Origin of the sequence: Streptomyces rimosus subsp. rimosus (assembly GCF_000720725.1) — a bacterium.
Taxonomy (GTDB): Bacteria; Actinomycetota; Actinomycetes; order Streptomycetales; family Streptomycetaceae; genus Streptomyces; species Streptomyces rimosus_A.
Genome location: NZ_JOCQ01000138.1, coordinates 1 through 19,821, shown reverse-complemented (window position 1 = coordinate 19,821; position 19,821 = coordinate 1). Strand labels below are relative to the sequence as shown.

The window sequence follows — 19,821 nt, the reverse complement described above, 5'->3', positions numbered from 1 at the left end:
CCCCGGGCCCGCACCCGCACCAGCCACTTCGCAGCGCTTTGTCCCGTCGAGCTGGCGCTCGACGGGACAAAGCAGAGGACCGATTAACCAACAGCATCCTTCCGGTGGGATGGCCCACCCTGCGTGCTTCCAGTGCCCGAGCCATAACCGGGGATGTCGAGGCAGTCGGTGATGCGGTCGGCAATCAGTTGGCGGGAGGCGTCTTCGATGTCACCGGTGGCGATCGGCCGGCCTGCGTGTCCGGCCGCAGCGCTCTCGGCCGCAGCCTTCCGGGTGGCTTCGGGCAAGGCTTTGGGGCGCAGCGCCACGCCCTTGCCGTCGACCTGGAGGACCAGCGGCATGTCCCCGGGTGCGGGGGGGGCGGGGATCGCCGAACAGCAACAGTGAAGCCTCGCCCCACCTCACAAGGCGGCCGATGCTGACATCGGCACTCTCACAAGCGCGGCCGATGCGGACGTCGGCACACTCACAAGCATCCGCGACAGCAGGGACCGCGCTCAGCTGCGGCGGCCCCGCGTACCAGCCGCTCTGCCCCCGGCGGGCGCGTCACTGCTGCCTGAGACGGCGCTCGAATGAAGCCGCCGTAGCCACGTCACTGCCCGCGAAGCCCGCGAAGCCTGCGAAGCCTGCGAACCGCAGTCCGCGCCCGCCCTCGTGCCCCCGTAGACCTCGGTTCAGCGCAGCTCAGTGCTCGGGTGCCGCTTCGGTCGAGGCGGAGCGGAGGATCTGCCTGATGCCGAAGTGGAAGCGGGCCTCGAAGTCGACGGACATGAAGTCCTCCAGCGCCGAGTCGAGTCCGGGGAGCCGGCGCTCGGCCACGTGGGCGCGCAGGCGATCGCGGTCGTCGGCGGGTGCCGCCTGTTCCTCCTGGACAAGGCCCAGGGTGAAGTAGAAGAGGTTCCAGGCCGTCCACGCGGCTGTCCTACGGGTGGGGCAGCCGCGCAGGAGGGCGGTCAGCAGGCGGTCGGTGAAGGCGAGAGTGCGGGGTTCGGCGGGGAAGGTGCCTGCGACGAGCAGGGCGCCGTCGCGGTGACTGAGCATCGCCCCGCGCAGCCGTCCGAGCAGTTCGGCCGCCTGGTCGTGCCAGTCCTCGGGCAGGTCTGCCAGGTCGACCTCGCCGAGGACGGCCTCGGCCATGGTCTCCAGGAGCCGGTCCTTGGTGCGGATGTGCCACATGACGGTGTTCATGCTGACCCCGAGCTCGGCCGCGATGGCGCGGGTGGAGAGCTTGGCGACACCGCCTCGGTCCAGTACGTCGAACGCCGCGCCGACCACGTGGTCGAGGGTGATCCCGACCTTGGCGGGGGCGGCAGCTTGTTTCTTGGTCACTGATCGAGTATATCTGGCTCCGGCCCTATTCTTGGTCAGTGATAGAGAGGTGTGGCATGAAGGAAAGCGTCGTCATCGTCGGTGGCGGACCGACGGGCATGTGGCTCGCCTGCGAACTGCGACTGGCCGGCGTCCCCACGGTGGTCCTGGAGCGGGATCCGGAGATCGATCCGAACTCCCGGGCGCTGACGGTCCACGCCCGCACGATCGAGACCTTCGCGCTCCGCGGAGCGCACCGGGAACTGCTGGCCGAGGGCGGCCGCATACCCAGCGGACACTTCGCGGTCCTCGACGACCGCCTCGACTTCGCCGGGCTGGACACCGACTTCCCCTACACGCTCACGATCCCGCAGGCGCGCACCACGGAACTGCTCCAGGGCCGGGCCGTGTCCCTGGGCGCGGACGTCCGTCGCGGGCACCGGGTGACGGACTGCGTGGACACCGGCGACACGGTGACCGTGTCGGTCGAAGGTCCGGACGGTGCCTACGTGCTCGATGCCGCGTACGCGGTCGGGTGCGACGGCACGCGCAGCACGGTGCGCCGCTGCGCGGGGATCGAGTTCGAGGGGACCCGGTTCACGGCCCTTGGGGCGCTGGGCGATGTGGTGCTCGGCGACCCGCCGCCGGGCCCGGTCACGAGCAGGTGGACGGTGCAGGGGACGTTCATGCTCGTACCGTTGTCCGGTGGCCGGCACCGGATCGTGGTGCACTCGCCCGAGGACCTTCGGGACGACTGGCCGGGCGACCTCACCCTGGAGGAACTGCGGGAGCGGGTCCGGCGCATCGCCGGCACGGACTACGGGATGCACAGCCCCTCCTGGCTGTCCCGCTACAGCAACACCAGCCGCGTGGCCCGGCACTACCGCAAGGGCCGCATCCTGCTGGCCGGTGACGCGGCTCATCAGCACATGCCGATGGGCGGCGTGGGGCTGAACGTCGGCGTGCAGGACGCGATGAATCTCGGCTGGAAGCTGGCGGCGACCGTGAGCGGGCGGGCGACGGACGCGCTGCTGGACACCTACCACCAAGAGCGGCACCCGGTGGGAGAGGACACGATCGAGCACACCCAGGCGCAGACCGCGATCATGTCTGTCTTCTCGCCGCAGGGAGCCGCGCTGCGGTCCCTGCTGGGCAAGCTGATCGCGGAGCAGCCGCAGTTCAACGACGCCCTGGCGCAGCGTCTGTCCGGATTGTCGGTGGCGTACGGCCTGCCCGGTCAGCGCCATCCGCTCGCGGGCTGCCGGGCGCCGAACCTGAAGCTGTCAGACACGGAGAACCTGTTCGACCTTCTGCGGGACGGGCGCCCCCTGCTCATCGATTTCGCGCGCGTCGACGGCTTCGACGTCGACGCCTTCGACGCCAACGGCCTCTCTGCCGACCGCGCCGCCGCCCCCTGCAACCCATACCGGTGCCCGCAGCCGACCGAGCGGTCCCGCCCGGCGTGGGCCGGGGTCAGCGCCGCCCTGATACGGCCGGACGGGTACGTGGCGTGGGCCTCGGACGACACCGAAGCGGCCGCGCTGACGGCCGGGGCCGCGAACGCCGTCGCCGCCCTCCACGATCCGCAGCCCGCACAGGTGCAACCCCCACAGGTGCACCCCGCACAGGTGCAGCCTGCACAGGTGCAGCCTGCACAGGTGCAGCTCGAAGGGGATCCCGCATGATTCACCGCATCGAACCGGAAGGCGTCTACGGCCTTCCGGACCTGGTCAGCCAGGTATCCGTCCCGGACGGCCGCCGACTGGCGTTCCTCAGCGGCCAGGTGGCCTGGGACGAGGAGGGCCGCGTCGTGGGAGAAGGCGATCATGCGGCGCAGGCCACCCAAGTGGCCCGCCGTATCGACCGCCTGCTCGACGCCCTTGGCGCGCAGCGGCAGGACATCGTCAAGGAGACGATCTACGTCGTGGGCCACGAGCCGCATCTGACCCCCGGCATTCTGGCGGCCCTGCACGGTTCGCCGCCGCCCTCGTCGACTCTGGTGGGTGTGGCGAAGCTGTTCGCCCCGGAGTTCCTGATCGAGGTCGAGTGCGTGGTCGCCCTGCCCGACGGAAAGCGGGAATGCGCACGATGACCAGCACCCAACAGCCCGCCGTCCGTCCCTTCCGCGCGCTGTTCGCGCTCACGCTCACGGTTTCGGCGGTGCTGCTGGGCAGCACCATCCTCAACGTGGCGCTGCCCACGATGCAGAGCGAACTCGGTGCGGGCAACACCGAACAGCAATGGTTCCTGAACGCCTACACCCTCACCTTCGCCGGCTTCCTGCCCGTGGCGGGAAGTGCCGGCGACCGGTTCGGCCTGAAGCGGCTCCTGGCCTGGGGGACGGCCGCCTTCGCCGTGACGACGGCAGTGGCCGGGTTTCTCGATTCGGCCCTGGGCATCATCATCCTCCGCGCGCTCATGGGCGTGGCCGCGGCCACCATCATGCCCGCCACTCTTGCGGTGATCCTGCGGATCTTCCCTCCCGAGCGCCGGGCTCGGGCCATCGCCTCGTGGGCGGCCGCATCAGGTCTGTCCATCTCCCTCGGCCCGCTCCTCGGGGGCGCGCTGCTGAGCGCGGGCATGTGGTGGGGCTCCGTCCTCGAACTCGTCGCGCTGTGCGCGCTCCTTGGTCTCGCCGCGACCTGGGCGTGGATTCCGAAGACGCCGGCGAGCGGCGTCGGACAGCTGCGCATGGTGCCCGTCGCCGCTTCTTTGGCGGGTATCGGCCTGCTCGTGTTCGGAGTGGTGCACGCCACCGACGACGGCTGGGCCTACCCGGGGACCTGGCTGCCCGCGGCCATCGGCCTGGCTGTGCTGGCCGTACTCGTCCTGGCCGAGGTACGGCACCGGGAGCCGCTCCTGGACGTCCGCCTCTTCAAGCACGCCTCGTTCACCACCGCCGCAGTGGCCCTGACGCTCGGCTCCTTCGTCGTCTTCGGCTACCTGTACTTCACCACCTTCTACCTGCAACTGGTGCGCGGCTACACTCCGTTGCAGACGGGCCTGCTCTTCATTCCGCTGTCGGCGGGCCTGGTGGTCGGAGCCCCGCTGTCACAGCGGGCAACGCAACGGTTCGGCGCCCGGACGACGATCGCTGCCGGCATCGCGCTCATGGGTGTGGCGTTCGCCAGCGTGACCGGGCTGGGCGCTCACACCAGCCCCGCCTGGTTCGTCATGGACGCGTTCGCCCTGCAACTCGGCTTCGCACTCGTACTGGCGCCCGGCACGACCTTGGCCTCCTCCTCCGTCCCCAACGACCGAGCGGGAGCGGGATCAGCACTGCTGAACACCCTTCGCCAGCTGGGCAGCGCGCTCGGGGTGGCGGTTCTCGGGTCGGCCCTGTGGTCCCGGTACTCGGGCATGATGACCGACCGGCTCGCGGACAGCCCGGCAGCCATCCGCCGGACCGCGGCGGAGTCGCTCGCCTCGGCCCTGGGCACGGGCGATCCCGCGGCGGCGAAGGCCGCCGCACCGACGTTCCTCAGCGCCATGCACACGACGACACTCATCGCCGCCGGAGTATGCGGGATCGCCCTGCTCGTCACGCTGTTCATGCGCCCGTCCCGCCGGACCGGGACCATCCTCCCGCAGGCAGCCGTACGGGAACGGGAGCGCGCCGGGCACGGTGCACACCCCCACTTGCGGGAAGCTGCCGACGAGATCGGCTGCTGACAGGGCCGCGGGACCGTCAGGCAACGCGGCGCCGCTCAGTTCTCCCGGGCCACTGCTTCCATCAGTACGTCCAGCAGTCAGTGCGTCCAGCAGTCCCGATGCCGCCTGTTGCAGGGCGTCGCGTCGCAGGCGGTGGCCCCGGGGGCCGGCCATGACCAAACCACCCGCCCTTTCTGACCACCGTGCTCTTCGCCGCGTACGGGGCCGTGCCGGTCGCCGCCATCCTCTTCTCCGGCGCCCTGTCCGATCGGTACGGCCGCCGCTCCGTACTCCTCGTCGCCGTGACGCTGCTCCTGGCCGGACTCGTGGTCTTCGTCTTCGCCACGGGACCCGCGTCCCTAGTCGTGGCACGGATGCTCAACGGGCTGGGCATCGGCGTGATCGTCGGCGGCGGCGCCTGGGCCGTGCTCGGGGGGCTGCTTCTCGCTGGAACCGCCCATCGCCCCGCACGCCCCGTAGCCCCGTAGCCCCGTAGCCCCGTAGCCCCGTTGGAGTGTCACGTGGAATGGGGGCCGGGGGCGGCGCTGCCTTCGTACTGGTTGATGTTGGAGACGAGTTCGGTGAGTTCGGGGTCGGTGTCGAAACGACGCTGGTGGAGGGCGGCGATCTTCTTGCCGGTCTCGGGGTCGAGGTCGTCAGTGATGTCGAAGGAGACGAACTGGTCGACCAGGGGCAGCCCGATCTCGTCGGTGCGACGGTGGGCGTGGTGGATGAGGTACTCCCAGTAGCCCTCCAGGTCCGCTATCTGGAAGGTGGCACCCCACTCGTATGCGCCGCCGTGGTCGCGGCCGACGAGGAAGGACTGTACGGAGGGGATGACCTCGCCCTGGTGGCGCAGGCTGGCAAGGGCGTCTTCGAGCTGTTCCGGCGTTGTGCCGGGCTTCAAGGTGAAACGGACGCAGTGGTGAATCATCGAAGTGTTCCTTCCGCAGTTCATTTCTTGTTGTGAAGGTGGTTGGTGTCGTGGGCTCCGCCGCAGACGCACGAGCTCGACGGGCCAGGCCAAGCCAGGAAGGGGGTCCTCGGGAGTCGCGCCGAACCGTACGTTGTCGTTGCGCTCTCAGCCCTTCGCCTGGGCGGCGAGGAAGCCCCGGTACCACTCCAGGGTCTGGCTCAGGGTGGTCTCGATCGGGGTGGGCGCGACGCCGAACTTCTCCTGGAAGGCGGTGGAGTCCATGATCTGCGGCTCGGTGTGCTGGTAGAACAGCTCGGCGTAGGAGTTCATGAACGTCTCGTCGAACGGCCCGAAGGGGCGTGGCTCGTCCATCGTGACGGTCCGGAGCGAGTGGCCGACCAGGTCGCCGAGCGCGGTGAAGATCTCGCGTGTGGTGCGGGCGGGGGCGGTGGGCAGGTGCCAGACCCGGCCGTCTCCTGACGGGTTCTCGCCGAGTACGGCCAAGCCCCGGGCCACGTCGAGGATGTTGCTGTAGCTGTGCTTGAGATCGATGTCGCCCAGCGCCAGAACCTCACCGCCCGTGAGCGCGGCCGGGAAGACGGCCCCGCCCAGCGTGGAGTTCAGCACCCGGGGCCCGACGAAGTCCGCCGAGCGGCCCAGCGCGACCCTCGCGCGGCCCTGCTGGTGCGCGGCCAGGTAGCGCTCGTCCAGCGCGGCACGCATCTTGCCCTTGGCCGTGGCCGCCCGCCACGGGGTGTCCTCCGTCATGACCTCGCCGTGCGTCTCGCCGTAGGGGTACAGCGTATCCAGGACGATCAGACGCGCACCGGTGCGCGCCACCGCACCCAGCACCGCCTCCTGGATGCCGGGCATGACGTCGACCTGGAGGTGGTAGGCGACGTTGACGCAGTGGTAGACGACGTCCGCGCCCTCGATCGCGGTGAGCGCCCCGTGCACCGTGCTGACATCCCCGCTGAGCCGCTCGATGCCGTCCAGCGGCTCACCGGAACCGGCACGGTCGATCAGCCGGACCGGGTGCCCACGGCGCGCTAGTTCCAAGGCGACGGAGGTGCCCGCGGGGCCGGCCCCCAGAACGGTGTGGAGTGCACCGGTCGTTGCAGTCATGTCGTTGTCCCTTCGGCTGGGGCTATGAAGCCCAGTGCCGTTATTGCCTCACTCCATAGTTATAACCTATAACGAAAGCGGTTGGCTATCGCGGGCTTGGTCGGGTGAGGGTGGGCAGCCTCCTGTTCCCGGGGCCGCTGACACCACCCGGCATGAGCTGGGAGCGAGTTCGACATGACCGCCCCTGACACGTCGGTGTACCGGAACGACAAACGGGTCAAGGGCACAGCTTCGGAGGCACCCCGGCTGGAGACCGGTACGCGTGAGCAGCAGGTCGAGCGGCACCGAGCCACGGTGCTGGGCGGGCAGAGCCACGGTGCTGGGCGGGCAAGTGGAAGCCTGGCGCCGGGCTGAAGAGATCCGGGAGTTCTGCAGCGCGGTGCGCGCCCGGGCTGACGGCGGGTCTCCGTCGGCGGAGGAGTTGGGATGGCTGCGGTGGGCCAAGGCGTACGCGGCGCGCATCGATCCGCTGGGCTCAGCGTTGCGGATGCCGTCCGATCCGCCGGCCAACCGTAGATCCCTGCGCGATCACCTGAAGGGTGACCTCTACGCCCACCCCTGGCCGTTCGACAACCACGGCCGCTGGAAGCTGCCTGGCGAGGGCTCCGCGCGGCGCTAGTGATCGCTATCGGACGATGCCTCCGCCCTGCCCGCGAGGGACAGGGCGGAGAACCGTTTATGCGGCGATCGTCAGCGGAGCATCCAGGCGCTGCCAGGCGGCTGGGCCGCAGTCTCGATGACCAAGGGTTTACGTAGCGGCCCACCCAGCAGAGCGGCGACGATCACCGCGGTGGTGCTCAGGCCCACGTATGAGTACGCGAGTTGGGGCGGGTGACGGCGGGTGACTGCGCAGAGGGCTGCCGGCATGGGTGCGAGCAGCAGGATCGTGGGTAGGTAGCCGAGGGCGCAGGATGGCGGCAACAAGGACAGTTGCCTCGTACCCTCCTCGGAGACGAAGACAGGTCATCGTCGCTCCACTTTCGGTTGGCCTGGCCGTGCCAGAGGTTCTGCATCTCTCCGTGCTGATTGAGCCGTTGACCGCAACGGCGACATCGAGCCAGAGCGCAGCTGCTGTTGCAGGCATGCCGAGGCCAAGGGGCAATGCTGTGGGGCAGCCATCGAATCGCGCTCGAAGCGATCCTCCTCGCAAGCCGGGCACGCGCTTTGCGGCGACCGCGAGGCAAGCCCGGAGCAGACGCAGTCCCTTTCTCGGTTCCGGGCCCCGGGCCCCGGCCACTGCTACATCTCGTTCTCCCACCAGCCGCGCGTGTCGACGTCTGCGGCATCCGCCAGCGCCTCCAGTTCCGCGATCTCCTCGTCGGCGAGCTCGATGCCGCGAGCCCGGATCACCCCGTCGATGTAACCCGCCTTCGTGACCCCGATGATCGGGGTGGTCCCCTTGGCGATGGCCCAGGCGATGGCGACATCGGCGGCGGACGCGCCTCGGTCCTTGCCGATCGCCTCCATCCGGCCGGTCAGCGCCCGCAGCTGGGGCAGGATGCCGTTGTACACGGCCGCCCGGTTGCTCCCCTCTGGCAACGGATTCGCCGGGCCGTACCTGCCGGACAGCGCTCCTTGCTCTAGGACCATGTACGAGAAGAACTGCACGTCGTGCTTGCGGCAGTGATCGAGGATGCCCGCGCGCTCAGAGCTCCGATACAGGAGGCTGTAGTGGTTCTGGACCGCCTCCACGCGGAAGCCGGCTTCTCCGAGGACCTGATCGGCGAGAGCGATCTCCTCCATGTTGTGGTTCGAGACGCCGACATGCTTGATTTTGCCGCTCTTGAGCAGCGGGATCAGAGGCGGCGTCCATCGTGCCACGTCGGCAGGGTTATGGATCCAGAAGAGATCCACGTAGTCCGTACTCATTCGGTCGAGGCTCTGCTCCAGCATGTCCGCGACCGGATCGTCGCCGTCGCCCGCGATCTGCGGGGTGAACTTCGTTGACAGCTGGTACTCGCTGCGGTGATAGCCCGTCAGCGCCTGGGCGAGGACGGTCTCCGAGCGGCCCATGCCGTACGCCACGGCGGTGTCCCACAAGGTGAGCCCGTTCGACTGAGCCTTCTCGACGACCTCTCGCAGGCCGGACTCGCTCAGCTGACTGCCGAAGTAGCCGTCGCCTGCCACGCCGCTGTCTCCCCAGGCCCATGTGCCCAACGCCACCGCCGGCACAGTCAGCGCCTTGCTCGTCATGTCTTGTCTCCGTTGTTCGTTCTCGGGATCGTGTCGGAACGATCGGGCCCCAGGAGACCGCGATCGCCGCCACCGGAGAAGGTCGCATCTATGGGGGGTACAACCTCAACCCCCCTCGCGCCGTGACCGGCGACTACGATGAATGGCATGGATCAGCAGCCCGGAAACCGCGGCGAAATCCGGGACTTCCTTGTCAGCCGACGCGCCAGGATCACCCCGGCGCAGGCCGGACTGCCGACCAGCGCCCGTCGCCGGGTCGCCGGGCTGCGGCGCGAGGAGGTCGCCGTCCTTGCCGGCGTGAGCACGGAGTGGTACACGCGGTTGGAGAAGGGCCACATCGGCGGCGTGTCCGAAGACGTCCTTGACGCGGTAGCTCGTGCCCTGCGACTGGACGACGACGAACGCACCTACCTGTTCGGCCTGGCCCGGTCATCGCGGCACGTAAGCCGCACGCCGTCGCGTCGCAGGGATGTCGAGATCCCGCCCCGGGTCCAGTGGCTGCTCGACTCCATGACGATGTCCTCGGCGTTCGTACGCAACGGCCGCACGGACATCGTCGCCGGCAACCCCCTGGCCCGAGCCCTGCTCGCGCCGATGTTCGACAGCGCCACCATCGACAAGCGCGGCCGCCCCAACATCGCCCGCTATATCTTCCTCGACCCTGGTGCTCATGACTTCTTCGTCGACTGGGGCACCGCCGGTGCCGCCACCGCCGCCCTGCTGCGCGCCGAGGCCGGGCGCGAGCCCCGCGACCGGGCACTGCGAGAACTCGTCGGCGAGCTGTCCACCCTCAGCCCGGAGTTCCGCAGCCAATGGGCCGCGCACGACGTCCTGATGCGCCATGACGGCGTCAAACGGCTCCGGCATCCCGACGTCGGCCACCTGGAACTGACCTTTCAGTCCCTCGACTTGCCTCTGCCGGGCCGAGCCGTGCACGACCTGATCATCTACACTGCCGAACCCGGCACCGCATCCGAGGACCGGCTCAAACTCCTCGACATCTGGGCAGCCACGCAGTCTCGGGCGGCACAGCCCACCCGCCGTTCTCCTCAGCCCGGGCCGCTCTGATCCGTCGCGGTTCACCTATGGGCCGGGGAGCCGCAGGGCTACGGCGACGAGAGTCCTTCAGCGCGGTTTCGAATCCGGGGTAGATTTCGAAGACGTCGGCGGTGCCGGTCAGCTGCAGTACGCGCATGCCCTGCTCGGAGGGGGCGGCCACCCGGGCCAGGGCCGGCAGCGCCACGGGGGTGATACCGCGGCAGGGCGGTAGCAGCGCAGTCGCGCGGCGGTCCGGCCCTAGGTATGACCACCTTCGTCCCGAGAGCGACCTCGTCGCTGACGCCGAGCGGCCGACAGCAGCACGCTCGATCGGGACCGCGTCAGCCGGCGCGTACGGACGCTCGGGAGGACGGGGAGGCCACCGTCACCGGTGTCAGCACGGGGTTGCGTGGGGCGAACAGTTGTCGGCGGCTTTTCGCTTCGAGGAGTGGTTTCCGACGAAAACGCGCTGGTCGGCGGCTCCGAACGAGGTTTTCGCTCGCCAGCATGGAGGTTCTCGCCCACGTGCGTTCCGGCGTGGGGAGGACACCGTCTCGGACTCGTGAGTCCGCTGTGCAATCGGGAGATGCCGTGCAACGATCACTTTCCTTCCGACGGGCCGCCGCCCTGGCGGCCTCCACCCTGGCCGTCCTGGCGGCCGCGAGCCTTGCCCCGTTCAGCACCGACGCCGCCACCGCACGGGCCCGCTCCGCGGGCGATGAGGCCCAGAACGTGCGGGGGCCCGACCCGCTGATGGCGACCATGGCGACGCTGGACCGGAGTGAGCTGATCCCCGGTACCGCCTGGGGAGTCGATCCCCGGCTCAAGCGCGTGGTCGTCACAGCCGATCCCACGGTCAAGGGTGCACGGTTGGCCAGGCTCACCAAGCTGGTCAGGCCTCTGGGCAAGAACGTGGAGCTGCGGAGGACCACCACGAAGCTCACGACCTTCATCGAGGGGGGCGACGCCATCCACGGCCGGGACAACGCCGCGACGTGCTCGCTCGGCTTCAACGTCAGGCGGGCCGGCGCGCCGGACGCCTTCCTCACGGCGGGGCACTGCGGCAACCTGGTCAAGAGCTGGTCGATGACCCGGCGTGGCCCGCAGTTCGCGCGCACCGCCGACTCCAGGTTCCCCGGCAACGACTACGCGCTGGCGCGATACACCGCCGCTGTGCCGCATGGGAGCGCCGTGGACCTGCACAACGGCAGGTGGCTGCCGGTCACCGGCGCACGCGATGCCGTGGTGGGTGACCGGGTCGGGCGCAGCGGCGCCACCACCGGGGCTCACCTTGGCACCGTCACCGCGCTCAACCAGACGGTGACCTACCCGGAAGGCCGCGTGTACGGGCTGACCAGGACGAACGTATGTGCCGAGCCCGGTGACAGCGGCGGCCCCCTGTTCACGTACGACCCGGGCAACCCGCCCGTGACGACCATCGCTCTGGGGCTCCTGTCGGGCGGCAGCGGCGACTGCTCGCGGGGCGGGACCACGTACTACCAGCCGGTGGCGGAGGCCCTCGACGCGTATGAGGCCGTCATTCCGTAGCGGTCTGCGGCAAGAGGACCGGTGACCTCAGCCGCCGCGACGGCTCGGTGCTGATGCAGGACTACTGCCGCACGTGGCCTGACACTCTCCAGGTGGGTCACCTGCGGGACAAGGCCATCCGGCCCATGATCCGCCTGTATATCGCTCCCCGCCGGGGTGATGCGGCCGCCGGGGGCCACCGCACTCTGATTGTCCCCGTTCTACTCGCCGAGTTGCTCAGGCTGCTGCTCAACTCGCACGACCGGCAGTGGGTCTTCCGCGGTATCGAGGGCGGCCGGTGCGCGCGGGCGTACTGAGCCCACACGCTTGATGTTCACGCGTCCGTACGGCACAGCCTTCAGGCCGAGTTCGCCGCCCACTGCACCCACAGCGGCAGCAACAGCAGGGCCACGACCGAGCTCTTGATGACGAGGGCGGCGGACATGTCGACCCCCACGTCGTAGCGCTGGGCGAAGATGAACAGGTTCTGTGGGGTGGGCATCGCGGCGAGCAGGACCAGGTAGTGGAGCCAGTCGCCCTCGACACCGAAGCCGTAGCGGGCCACGGCCAGGGTCAGGAGAGGGAAGGCCACACACTTGAAAGCTATGATCCACAGCTCTTCGACGGTGGTGCCACGCACCGTCAGCCCTGTCCCGCCCAGGTGCAGTCCGAGGGCGAACAGCGCCACCGGAGAGGCGCTGTCGCCGACGAAGGCGAAGCTGTCCAGGGCGACCTGGGGCAGTGGTACGGACAGAAGGTTGAGCACGATGCCCGCGTTGCAGGCGATGACGACGGGCGTCATCAGCGAGGCGGTGACGGCCGCGGTGAGCCGCGTGCGACGGGTTCCCGCGCGGTCCGGACGTCCCAGTTCCATGATCGAGATGATGATCAGGGACAGGACGCAGACCTGGAACAGCAGCACAGGGAAGATCGGTGCGGCGTTGCCGAACAGCATGATGAACACCGGTACGGCGAAATAGGCCGTGTTCACCTGGACGGCAGCCATGATGCGCAGTGCCAGGCCGCGCGGGTCGCGCACGCCCGAGGACCGGCTGAACGCGCCGGCCAGTACGACGGCGATGCCCGCCGCGGCCGCGTAACCCCCGATGGCCCGCCAGTCGAACAGGGCGCCCAGATCGCTGCGGTAGATGTTGCCGAACAGGAAGCACGGGACCGCGAAGAGAAAGGCGTAGTCGGCGAAGACCTTGGAACTCTCGGCCGGCACCACCTTCCGTTTCGCGAGGAGGACCCCGCATCCGAAGGCCAGTACCACCGGCGCCAGTTTTCCGAGCGCGTCCAGCGCTTCCATGTGCGTGCCCCGTGATTCGAGGCCAAGATCGTCGGCCTCGCGGGACCCATCGAATCGGTGGACGGGCCATCGCGTCCAGAGAGCTCGCTCGTGTCTCACGTCACACGCCACACGCCACACAGGGAAAGAAGGTCCTGCCGGGCGTTCACCCGCACAGCCGGAGGGCGGCGCCTTACGGGCGCCCCCCTCTCGCACGCATCAACCGGCCGCCCGTCAGCGGCAGTTCACCCACTTGTTGGACTTGATGTAGTGGGACGCGTCGTCCGACTCCTTGTGCCCCCTCGGAATGACTCCGTGAGACCCTCCGTAGTTCTTCTCCGAGTACCACTGGAAGTCGCATTTGGCGCCGTGGTTGTACCACGACTTGAAATTTTGGAAGACCGAATACTGGGTCAGGTCCTTGTTCGTTCCCGCGACCTGCTGCCGGTGGCCGGTGTAGTTCTTCCCGGACCAGACGCAGAAGTAGCTCGACGGGCAGTCCGACGGCGCCTTCGGAGTGGCCGGCGCCGCGCCGGCGGTACCGGCGCTTCCTGCCAGCAGACCGCCGGTCAGCGCGATGCCGCCGGCTACGGCCGTGAGCTTCCTGGTCATACGCATGCCGTTACCTCCCGTGAGGCGTGGGTGGGCGGTCGTCTCGGCCGTGGCCGCGGGATTTCCCCTTGGCAGCGGTACTTCGCCCACAGGTGACCCACAAGATGCTGGGCTTCGGCGGGGTTTGGAACAAGCCCCGCGGAATTCCCCGGACAAAGGGGGGTGGTCCGGCCTGGTCAGCGTTTTGTCCGGGCCGCTCGGAATGTTGTCCGGGGTGATGTCCGGGGTGATGTACGGGCTCCATGTCTCCGCGGTATTCGGCGCGCGGAGACATGAAGACCGCTCCGCCTCACACCGCGGCCCGGCAGGCGGCGTCGCGGTGGTCCTGCGCCGCGGCCATCAGCGTGTCCAGCGCGTCGCGGGTACGCAGCAGGTCCTCGATATGGGCGGAGAGCCGTTCGCGCTCCGTGGCCATGCGCTCAAGGGCGGCGTGGGAATGCGCGGCGCTGGGCGCGTCCACGCACGGCAGCAGTTCGATGATGGTGCGGCTGGACAGCCCGGCCGCGTACAGGCGCTGGATGAAGGCGACCCGCTCGATCTCGTACTCGGTGTAGTGCCGCTGCCCGCCGGCGCTGCGGGTGCTGGTGAGCAGCCCCTGCTCCTCGTAATAGCGCAGCGAGCGGACACTGGCCCCGGTCCGCGCCGCGAGTTCGCCGATCCGCATCACACACTCCCCGTCGTGTCTCCGGTCACAGGACTTGCATCTCACATTGATGTCAGGTTTTAGCGTACCTCTGGGCCCGCCGCTCACGGGCCCGTGACCGTGTGATCCGTACGAAGGAGTTCCGGCATGACCACGCTGTTCGACCGCCACCACCTCGGCGGCCTGGAGCTGCCCAACCGCGTCGTGATGGCCCCGATGACCCGGGTACGGGCCGCGGCCGGTGGGCTGGCCACCCCGTCGATGGCCGTCCACTACGCCCAGCGGGCCAGCGCCGGACTGATCGTCAGCGAGGGGGTGCAGCCGAGCCTGGTCGGGCAGTCCAACCCGGGTACGCCGGGTCTGTACACCGACGAGCAGGTGGCCGCCTGGCGGCCCGTCACCGACGCCGTGCACGTCAACGGTGGGCGTATCTTCGCCCAGATCATGCACGGCGGCCGGGTCTCGCACCCCGACACCACCGGTCTGCAGCCGGTCGGGCCGTCCGCCGTCGCCGCCGTCGGCGAGGTGTTCACGCCGTCCGGGCCGCAGCCCGCGCCGGTGCCCCGCGCCCTGGACACCTCCGAGGTGCCCGAGCACGCCCGTTCGTACGCCGAGGCCGCCCGGCGCGCCGTCGACGCCGGGTTCGACGGCGTCGAGCTGCACGGCGCGAACGGCTACCTCATCTCGCAGTTCCTCTCCTCCAACGCCAACCTGCGCACCGACGGCTACGGCGGCCCGGTCGCCCACCGCATCCGCTTCGCCGTCGAGGCGGTCGCCGCCACGGTGGACGCCGTGGGCGCGGCCCGCACCGGCATCCGGCTGTCGCCCGGCGGCACCTTCTGGGGCGTCGAGGAAACCGGGGTACCCGAGTTGTACGCGGCCCTGCTCGCCGAACTCGCCCGCTTCGACCTCGCCTACGTACACCTGGAGGCCACGGCGGAGGAGGAGGTGCTGATCGGACTGCGCCGCGCGTGGCCGGGCACCCTGATCGTCAACCCGACGGTCCCGATGGGCCCGAAGCAGGCCGACCGGGCCGCCGCCGATCACTGGCTCGGCCTCGGCGCCGACCTGATCAGCTTCGGCCGCGCCTTCATCGCCAACCCCGACCTGGTGGAACGGCTGCGCACCGGCCTGCCCATCGCCCCGGTCGACGAGGCCGCGTACTACCAGGGCGGCGACGCGGGCTACATCACGTACCCGGCGTACCAGTACACCGCCTGACCGGGCCGCCGGCCCGCCATCGGGCATCGGGGACATGAAGGGACCCGGGGACCCGCCATCGGGACGCGCGCCGGCCGTCGGAACGAGCACAGGCCGCCGCAACGGGCACGGGCCGTCGCAACGAGCGGGGCCGTCGGACCCGTGACGGGCGGCAGCCCCGCTCTCAGCGCCCGCCCGGCCCCGTAAGCGGACGCGTGGCGCGCCATGCCACGAGTGCGCCCGCGGAGCCGTACATCATGAGTACGGCTCCGTTCCCGGCGTTCCGCCGCCGCTCCAGGGCCTGGTGGGCCCGTTGCTGGTCGTACGTGCGTGTCGCCACCGCGGTGGACCCGTCCAGCACCGAGCACCGGGCGTCCCCGGGTTGCATCGGGCCCGGGTGCTCCTCCCCGTCGCGTACGTTCTCCCCAGGGCACACGACCTCCTCCGAGGCCGCCAGGGAGCGCACGACGCTCGCCGCTCCCCATACCGTGGGCACGAGGAACAACATCACGAGTGCGACTCTGTACTTCACCGAACCCCCAACCGGCGAGGCGGCCTTCCCGCTGCCCACGGCCGCGTGTCTCCGCCTGTCTCCGCGTACGATCCGGCCATACGGTAATACCTGGTCGCAGCCTGACGGTTCTGGCTGTGCCGTGGCTGCCGGCGGGGCAGTATGTGCTGTGCCGGCCGGTCGGATCGCGGCCGATCCGGGATCCTGGCCGATGCGCGGACACCCTGCAGCTCATTCGCCCCGGGGAGGTACACGTTGGTGCACGAGGTCCTGCGGGCCACGTCGGACAGCCAGCTGTTCCTGGTGACCGCGGCCCCTTACGTGGTGCTCGACGCCAACCTGCGCATACAGGCGGCCAATCCGGCTTATCTGCGGGCCACCGGGCGGTCGCGGGACGACCTGGTCGGCGCGTTCCTGTTCGACGCCTTTCCGGACAATCCCAAGGACGCCACCGCCAACGGCGTGCGCAACCTCGGAGCTTCTCTGGAAAAGGTGCTGCGGCGCGGTGTACCGGACGAGATGGGCGTGCAGCGCTACGACATTCCCGACCCGGAGGCCCCCGGCGCGTTCCGTCACAAGACGTGGAGCCCGGTCAATTCCCCGCTGCTCGACGCCGACGGGCGCGCTGTCGGCGTGCTGCACCATGTCGAGGACATCACCGCGGTCCACGAGGTCCTCGGTCCGGCAGGCGGCGGAGCCGACGCCTGGGACCCCGCTCGGCAGCCGACGGCGCTGCTGCGGCGTGCCATGCTGGCGGCCGCGCGCTACGCACGCGCGCACGACGCGTGGCAAGTCGCCCAGGCCGCGTCCGGACATCGGTCCGCCGCCGAGATCGCGCGCCGTGACGCGCTGTGGCACCGGATCGTCCACGCCGCCCGTCAGTCGCTCCCCCAGGGCTGCGCCGACGCGGTGTGCTCGGCCGCGGTGCGGGAGCTGCCGACGGTCGACGCCGCCGCGATCACGCTGCACGGCTGCGGCCCCGCGCCGCACCACCTCGCCGCCAGCTCCCCTTCGGCGTTACATGCCGAGGAACTCCAGTGGGTCACCGGCGAAGGCCCGTCACTGACCGCGTACGAAACCGGCGAACCCGTTTCGGTGGCCGATGTGGACCGGTGCGGCTCCCGGTGGCCCTTCTTCACCGACGCCGTGTCGCGCACCGGCGTCTCGGCGGTGTTCGCGTACCCGCTGCGGACCGTCACCACCACGCTCGGCACCCTCACCCTCTACCGCGACGGGCGAGGCGCCCGTCCCATGGGGCCGCCCCTCGACGCGGCGACGTTCGCGGACATCACCACCGTGGTGCTGCTCGCCGACATGGACACCGAGATCATCCAGCGGCTCAGGGCCACCGCCGATGCCGACGACATCAACACCGCGATCGGCGTGCTGGCCGCGGCGCAGGGCATCAGCACGCACGACGCCGCCGTATGGCTCCAGGCCACCGCGGCGTCCAAGCGGCTTCCCCGGGCGGACATCGCCCGCACGGTCCTCGCCCGTTACGGGGTCTGACCCCGGCGCGCCGGGCCGGGAGATACGTTCGCACCATGCCGATGCTGTCCTTTGCGCTCACTCCCCCGTTCCTCGACCAGTTGCTGGAACTCGCCGACGTGCCGTGGTGCCGCGCCGCCTTTGACGAGGAATTCCGACGCCGGGGCTGGGCCGGACCGGACGACGGGGGCGAAACCGCTGTGGGATGGCTGGACCATTGGCCGCTCGGCGAGCCGGGCCATTCCTGGCATGTCGTTCTGGGGGAATATCCGGGCTGCGCGAACAGCGACGATCCGCGCGTCGCCTGCGACGAACCGGCGTGCCACGAGGACTCCTTCATCGCTTTTCCCCTGGCCTACGCGGCAATCGATTGCGTCGAGGCCGGGACCGGTCTGCCCATTGACCCACGGCACCTGTGGGGCGACCCGCTTCCCGCCTGGGCCACGCACCAGGCGGACGCCACCCAGGACGACTTCCTCGCCCGCTATGCCGACGCCGAACGCCTGCTCCGCGTCCGCCTGGGCACACCGCTGTCCGCGCCGCCGCCCGTACCGTCGGACGAGCCCGAGCGGCAGACGTCGTGGCAGCGCGGCAATCGCCTGGTGAGCCTGTTCCTCGACGAGAATGGCGCGAACTACGGCCAGGACGACTGGATCGGCATCGACATCCGTCCCCTTCACTGAGACTCCGTTGCGACCCCTTTCCGGGCGGCGCCGGGAAAGCGGATATACTTTCGCCTTTTGGCCGGAATGATGTGTCGCACAGGGAGACGCGTGAACGCGGAACGGCGGGCCGGTACGTGGGGGGAGATGTCGTACCGGGCCACGGTCGAGGATTTCCGCGAGGCGCTGCGGGCCCGTATGCGGGCCACCCTGGTCGGGCGGACGAGGTGGCGGATGATCCTGATCGCCGCGCTGCCGCTCGCCTATGCGGTGGTGTCCTCGCTGCTGAACGGCACCGTGGACATGCCCTTCCTGATCACTCCGGCGACCGTCCTGCCGGTGCTGCTGTTCGGCCGGCATCCGCGTCGCGTCTGAGTTGGGATGATCATGGGAATCGAACTGGAACTGCACTCCGCCCGGCCCGCGCGCGGCAAAGCTTCCGGGAGCACCCTTCTGCACGGGTCCTACGGACACGGCGAGGCCTTGGCGCAGGCGCTGAGCCCTTTCGTCCGGACCGGCCCGGGAAAACTCGCCTGGGTGGATCCGTACGGTGACACGCTGTTCAACGAGCAGGAGGCGCAAGCCGCGCTGCCGGAAGCCGCCAAGCTGATCGAGCAATGCACCGATACATCGCTGAAGGCCGCTCTTGAGGACCTTGTGGTGGTTCTGGAGAGGTGTGCGGCGACACCGGGCAGTTATGTGTGGTTCATGGGCGATTAAGGGCTCCGGCTGCGTGCGGCGACGGGCGGCGGCGAGCCGGGCCGGGCCCGCTACGCGGACGCTCCCGCAGTCATCCGCACGCCCGGCCAAGGAGCCATCGGCCCCGGCCCAGGAGACCGCCCCGCCCCGTGATGCGCGCCGCAACGATTCGGTTCCGTGACGAGCCTCACGGAGATTTCCCGTTCTGCGTGTCGACCGAGTGCCGCCTGCGGGGCGTATGGCAGGTGAAGCGAGAGATCCAGGAGTGGCTGTTGACCGTCGAGGAGTTCGAGAGGTTCTACGCCCAGACGGTCGCGCGGCTCACGGGGCAGTTGTACGTGATGCTCGGCGACCTGCACGAGGCGCAGGACGTGGTGCAGGAGGCGTTCGTCAGGGGCTGGAACCGGCGTCGGCAGCTCGACCGGCACGGTCAGCCCGAGGCGTGGATCCGTACGGTCGCCTGGCGGCTGGCGGTCAGCCGCTGGCGTCACCTGCGCCGCAGTGCCGACGCGTGGCGGCGCAGCGGTACGCCGTCCCTCGTCGAAGGGCCGGAACCGGCGCAGGTCGCGCTGGTCGAGGCGCTGCGGGAACTGCCTGCCCAGCAGCGCCGCACGCTGACCCTGCACTACCTCTGCGACTTGACCGTCGAACAGATCACGGGTGAGACGGGGCTGTCGGCGAGCACCGTCAAGACCCACCTGAGCCGTGGCCGCAAGGCGCTCGCCGACCGTCTGCACGACCCGCGTATCGAGGAGGCGCCCGGTGTCTGAGTCCCAGGACCCGCTGCGGTCCCTGTTCCAGCAAGCGGCCGGCGCCGGTCAGGACGGTGCCGTGGCCGCACCGGTCGCCGAGATCGCCGCGCGCGGGCGCAGGGCGCGCCGGCGGCGCGTCGCCGCGCTGGTGACGGTGGCGTGCCTGGTCTGCGCCGGCGGCGGCGCCACCGCGGCCGCTCTGCTCTCC

General features: G+C 69.9%; 23 protein-coding genes and 1 pseudogene. 15 read left to right on the top strand and 9 right to left on the bottom strand.

All coding sequences use genetic code 11. The annotated features are described in order from the left end of the window. Positions 1 to 83 precede the first annotated feature (83 nt). Both IH45_RS1000000149080 and IH45_RS0138970 read right to left on the bottom strand, forming a co-directional pair. A complete protein-coding gene (locus IH45_RS1000000149080; protein ID WP_158813417.1) occupies positions 84 to 341 on the bottom strand; it encodes a hypothetical protein in 258 nt (85 codons plus the stop codon). A gap of 343 nt (positions 342 to 684) precedes the next feature. Continuing rightward, complete coding sequence (locus IH45_RS0138970; RefSeq protein WP_030680472.1) at positions 685 to 1,329, bottom strand: TetR/AcrR family transcriptional regulator C-terminal domain-containing protein; 645 nt, start codon at positions 1,327 to 1,329, stop codon at positions 685 to 687. 56 nt (positions 1,330 to 1,385) lie between these two features. Between IH45_RS0138970 and IH45_RS0138965 the strand changes: the two genes are divergently transcribed. The 4 genes from IH45_RS0138965 to IH45_RS0138950 all read left to right on the top strand — a co-directional run bounded on the left by IH45_RS0138965 (position 1,386) and on the right by IH45_RS0138950 (position 5,447). After that, positions 1,386 to 2,993: an FAD-dependent monooxygenase gene (locus tag IH45_RS0138965; RefSeq protein WP_078897994.1), complete on the top strand. Its 1,608-nt coding sequence runs from the start codon at positions 1,386 to 1,388 to the stop codon at positions 2,991 to 2,993. Next, on the top strand, positions 2,990 to 3,400 hold the full coding sequence (locus IH45_RS0138960; protein WP_030680466.1) for a RidA family protein: 411 nt from the start codon (positions 2,990 to 2,992) through the stop codon (positions 3,398 to 3,400). The genes IH45_RS0138965 and IH45_RS0138960 overlap by 4 nt, the downstream gene beginning before the upstream one ends. Further along, positions 3,397 to 4,980 (top strand): MFS transporter, encoded by a 1,584-nt coding sequence (locus tag IH45_RS0138955; protein WP_158813415.1) that lies wholly within the window; start codon positions 3,397 to 3,399, stop codon positions 4,978 to 4,980. Before IH45_RS0138960 ends, IH45_RS0138955 begins: the two co-directional genes overlap by 4 nt. Positions 4,981 to 5,162: 182 nt before the next feature. Next, positions 5,163 to 5,447 (top strand): MFS transporter, encoded by a 285-nt coding sequence (locus IH45_RS0138950; protein WP_030680460.1) that lies wholly within the window; start codon positions 5,163 to 5,165, stop codon positions 5,445 to 5,447. Between the two features lie 29 nt (positions 5,448 to 5,476). Here IH45_RS0138950 and IH45_RS0138945 read toward each other — a convergent pair whose 3' ends face one another. Together IH45_RS0138945 and IH45_RS0138940 are read right to left on the bottom strand one after the other, a co-directional pair. Beyond that, complete coding sequence (locus IH45_RS0138945) at positions 5,477 to 5,893, bottom strand: Dabb family protein (protein WP_030680457.1); 417 nt, start codon at positions 5,891 to 5,893, stop codon at positions 5,477 to 5,479. Positions 5,894 to 6,040: 147 nt separating this feature from the next. Further along, complete coding sequence (locus IH45_RS0138940; protein ID WP_030680454.1) at positions 6,041 to 7,000, bottom strand: NAD-dependent epimerase/dehydratase family protein; 960 nt, start codon at positions 6,998 to 7,000, stop codon at positions 6,041 to 6,043. Between the two features lie 262 nt (positions 7,001 to 7,262). Here IH45_RS0138940 and IH45_RS0138935 point away from each other — a divergent pair, with 262 nt between their 5' ends. Then, positions 7,263 to 7,619, top strand: a complete 357-nt coding sequence (locus tag IH45_RS0138935) for a hypothetical protein (RefSeq protein ID WP_158813413.1) — start codon at positions 7,263 to 7,265, stop codon at positions 7,617 to 7,619. Between the two features lie 620 nt (positions 7,620 to 8,239). On the opposite strand, the gene IH45_RS0138930 is transcribed toward IH45_RS0138935, so the two are convergent. Beyond that, positions 8,240 to 9,193: an aldo/keto reductase gene (locus IH45_RS0138930; RefSeq protein ID WP_030680448.1), complete on the bottom strand. Its 954-nt coding sequence runs from the start codon at positions 9,191 to 9,193 to the stop codon at positions 8,240 to 8,242. A gap of 147 nt (positions 9,194 to 9,340) precedes the next feature. Between IH45_RS0138930 and IH45_RS0138925 the strand changes: the two genes are divergently transcribed. From IH45_RS0138925 to IH45_RS0138915, 3 genes are all read left to right on the top strand, one after another. Further along, positions 9,341 to 10,261, top strand: coding sequence for a helix-turn-helix transcriptional regulator (locus tag IH45_RS0138925; protein WP_030680446.1), 921 nt, complete (start codon positions 9,341 to 9,343; stop codon positions 10,259 to 10,261). Between the two features lie 561 nt (positions 10,262 to 10,822). Continuing rightward, positions 10,823 to 11,779, top strand: a complete 957-nt coding sequence (locus tag IH45_RS0138920) for a S1 family peptidase (RefSeq protein WP_050515494.1) — start codon at positions 10,823 to 10,825, stop codon at positions 11,777 to 11,779. Positions 11,780 to 11,904: 125 nt separating this feature from the next. Continuing rightward, a complete protein-coding gene (locus IH45_RS0138915) occupies positions 11,905 to 12,075 on the top strand; it encodes a hypothetical protein (protein WP_158813411.1) in 171 nt (56 codons plus the stop codon). A gap of 41 nt (positions 12,076 to 12,116) precedes the next feature. Here the strand turns inward: IH45_RS0138915 and IH45_RS0138910 are convergent, their stop codons facing one another. From IH45_RS0138910 to IH45_RS0138900, 3 genes are all read right to left on the bottom strand, one after another. Next, positions 12,117 to 13,067, bottom strand: a complete 951-nt coding sequence (locus IH45_RS0138910) for an AEC family transporter (RefSeq protein ID WP_030680437.1) — start codon at positions 13,065 to 13,067, stop codon at positions 12,117 to 12,119. Positions 13,068 to 13,280: 213 nt separating this feature from the next. After that, positions 13,281 to 13,658 (bottom strand): peptidase inhibitor family I36 protein, encoded by a 378-nt coding sequence (locus IH45_RS0138905; protein WP_234440843.1) that lies wholly within the window; start codon positions 13,656 to 13,658, stop codon positions 13,281 to 13,283. Between the two features lie 289 nt (positions 13,659 to 13,947). Next, positions 13,948 to 14,322 carry a MerR family transcriptional regulator gene (locus IH45_RS0138900; protein ID WP_030680430.1) on the bottom strand — a complete coding sequence of 125 codons (375 nt, stop codon included), beginning with the start codon at positions 14,320 to 14,322 and terminating at the stop codon, positions 13,948 to 13,950. Between the two features lie 126 nt (positions 14,323 to 14,448). On the opposite strand from IH45_RS0138900, the gene IH45_RS0138895 reads away from it, so the two are divergent. Further along, positions 14,449 to 15,522, top strand: a complete 1,074-nt coding sequence (locus tag IH45_RS0138895; RefSeq protein ID WP_030680427.1) for an alkene reductase — start codon at positions 14,449 to 14,451, stop codon at positions 15,520 to 15,522. A gap of 163 nt (positions 15,523 to 15,685) precedes the next feature. Here the strand turns inward: IH45_RS0138895 and IH45_RS0138890 are convergent, their stop codons facing one another. Next, positions 15,686 to 16,012, bottom strand: a complete 327-nt coding sequence (locus IH45_RS0138890) for a hypothetical protein (RefSeq protein ID WP_158813409.1) — start codon at positions 16,010 to 16,012, stop codon at positions 15,686 to 15,688. 258 nt (positions 16,013 to 16,270) lie between these two features. On the opposite strand from IH45_RS0138890, the gene IH45_RS1000000148345 reads away from it, so the two are divergent. The 6 genes and pseudogenes from IH45_RS1000000148345 to IH45_RS01000000144570 form a co-directional block, all read left to right on the top strand. Beyond that, complete coding sequence (locus tag IH45_RS1000000148345) at positions 16,271 to 17,521, top strand: PAS domain-containing protein (RefSeq protein ID WP_050515492.1); 1,251 nt, start codon at positions 16,271 to 16,273, stop codon at positions 17,519 to 17,521. A 35-nt stretch (positions 17,522 to 17,556) separates the two neighbouring features. Next, the gene (locus IH45_RS0138880) at positions 17,557 to 18,183 is read left to right on the top strand and encodes a hypothetical protein (RefSeq protein ID WP_030680418.1); all 627 of its coding nucleotides are present in this window, start codon (positions 17,557 to 17,559) and stop codon (positions 18,181 to 18,183) included. Between the two features lie 90 nt (positions 18,184 to 18,273). Then, positions 18,274 to 18,537: a hypothetical protein gene (locus IH45_RS0138875; RefSeq protein WP_030680415.1), complete on the top strand. Its 264-nt coding sequence runs from the start codon at positions 18,274 to 18,276 to the stop codon at positions 18,535 to 18,537. A 12-nt stretch (positions 18,538 to 18,549) separates the two neighbouring features. Beyond that, positions 18,550 to 18,882, top strand: a complete 333-nt coding sequence (locus IH45_RS0138870; RefSeq protein WP_030680412.1) for a hypothetical protein — start codon at positions 18,550 to 18,552, stop codon at positions 18,880 to 18,882. Positions 18,883 to 19,133: 251 nt separating this feature from the next. Beyond that, entirely contained in the window at positions 19,134 to 19,631 is a 498-nt protein-coding gene (locus IH45_RS0138865) for a SigE family RNA polymerase sigma factor (RefSeq protein WP_030680409.1), read from the top strand. Continuing rightward, positions 19,624 to 19,821 (top strand): annotated as a pseudogene (locus IH45_RS01000000144570) (hypothetical protein); the annotation flags it as partial. The gene IH45_RS0138865 and the pseudogene IH45_RS01000000144570, both read left to right, overlap by 8 nt.

Coding starts and splice junctions, on each gene's coding strand:
- IH45_RS0138940 (WP_030680454.1), bottom strand. CDS start 7,000: ATGACTGCAACGACCGGTGCACTCCACACCGTTCTGGGGGCCGGCCCC.
- IH45_RS0138915 (WP_158813411.1), top strand. CDS start 11,905: ATGATCCGCCTGTATATCGCTCCCCGCCGGGGTGATGCGGCCGCCGGG.
- IH45_RS0138905 (WP_234440843.1), bottom strand. CDS start 13,658: ATGACCAGGAAGCTCACGGCCGTAGCCGGCGGCATCGCGCTGACCGGC.
- IH45_RS0138955 (WP_158813415.1), top strand. CDS start 3,397: ATGACCAGCACCCAACAGCCCGCCGTCCGTCCCTTCCGCGCGCTGTTC.
- IH45_RS0138900 (WP_030680430.1), bottom strand. CDS start 14,322: ATGCGGATCGGCGAACTCGCGGCGCGGACCGGGGCCAGTGTCCGCTCG.
- IH45_RS0138930 (WP_030680448.1), bottom strand. CDS start 9,193: ATGACGAGCAAGGCGCTGACTGTGCCGGCGGTGGCGTTGGGCACATGG.
- IH45_RS0138870 (WP_030680412.1), top strand. CDS start 18,550: ATGGGAATCGAACTGGAACTGCACTCCGCCCGGCCCGCGCGCGGCAAA.
- IH45_RS0138945 (WP_030680457.1), bottom strand. CDS start 5,893: ATGATTCACCACTGCGTCCGTTTCACCTTGAAGCCCGGCACAACGCCG.
- IH45_RS0138880 (WP_030680418.1), top strand. CDS start 17,557: ATGCCGATGCTGTCCTTTGCGCTCACTCCCCCGTTCCTCGACCAGTTG.
- IH45_RS0138960 (WP_030680466.1), top strand. CDS start 2,990: ATGATTCACCGCATCGAACCGGAAGGCGTCTACGGCCTTCCGGACCTG.
- IH45_RS0138895 (WP_030680427.1), top strand. CDS start 14,449: ATGACCACGCTGTTCGACCGCCACCACCTCGGCGGCCTGGAGCTGCCC.
- IH45_RS0138965 (WP_078897994.1), top strand. CDS start 1,386: ATGAAGGAAAGCGTCGTCATCGTCGGTGGCGGACCGACGGGCATGTGG.
- IH45_RS0138910 (WP_030680437.1), bottom strand. CDS start 13,067: ATGGAAGCGCTGGACGCGCTCGGAAAACTGGCGCCGGTGGTACTGGCC.
- IH45_RS1000000149080 (WP_158813417.1), bottom strand. CDS start 341: ATGCCGCTGGTCCTCCAGGTCGACGGCAAGGGCGTGGCGCTGCGCCCC.
- IH45_RS0138925 (WP_030680446.1), top strand. CDS start 9,341: ATGGATCAGCAGCCCGGAAACCGCGGCGAAATCCGGGACTTCCTTGTC.